A 554-nucleotide genomic window follows, 5' to 3' on the forward strand; every position below is an offset into this window, starting at 1 on the left:
GATTCCGACGGGGTTTCACGTGTCCCGCCGTACTCAGGATCCGTCTCGGAGGGCAGCGGATTTTGACTACAGGATTGTTACCTTCTCTGATGGACCTTTCCAGGTCGCTTCGTCTATCCGTGCCTTTGTAACTCCAAAGAGACGTCCTACAACCCCAGAGGGCAAGCCCTCTGGTTTGGGCTGATTCCGTTTCGCTCGCCGCTACTCAGGAAATCGCATTTGCTTTCTCTTCCTCCGGGTAATGAGATGTTTCAGTTCCCCGGGTCTGCCTTCCATTCCCTATGTATTCAGAAATGGATACCATCCTATTAAAGATGGTGGGTTCCCCCATTCGGAAATCTCCGGATCAAAGCGTACTTACAGCTCCCCGAAGCATATCGGTGTTCGTCCCGTCCTTCTTAGGCTTCTAGTGCCAAGGCATCCACCGTGCGCCCTTAGTAGCTTAACCTTCGATTTGTGTGGCGTAAGCCATCACGCATCAGTTATTACTAAGTTCTTGCATAAAAATAATTATTGGATGTCGTTGTTTATGCTATCTAGTTTTCAAGGAACAA

The 554-nt window shown here is 49.1% G+C and carries 1 rRNA gene; it reads right to left on the minus strand.

The features are described 5' to 3' along the window. Window positions 1–448 (minus strand): 23S ribosomal RNA (locus tag LCL91_RS21890); the annotation flags it as partial. Window positions 449–554 lie beyond the last annotated feature (106 nt).

This window comes from Guptibacillus hwajinpoensis (genome assembly GCF_020171785.1).
GTDB classification, from domain to species: Bacteria; Bacillota; Bacilli; order Bacillales; family Guptibacillaceae; genus Guptibacillus; species Guptibacillus sedimenti.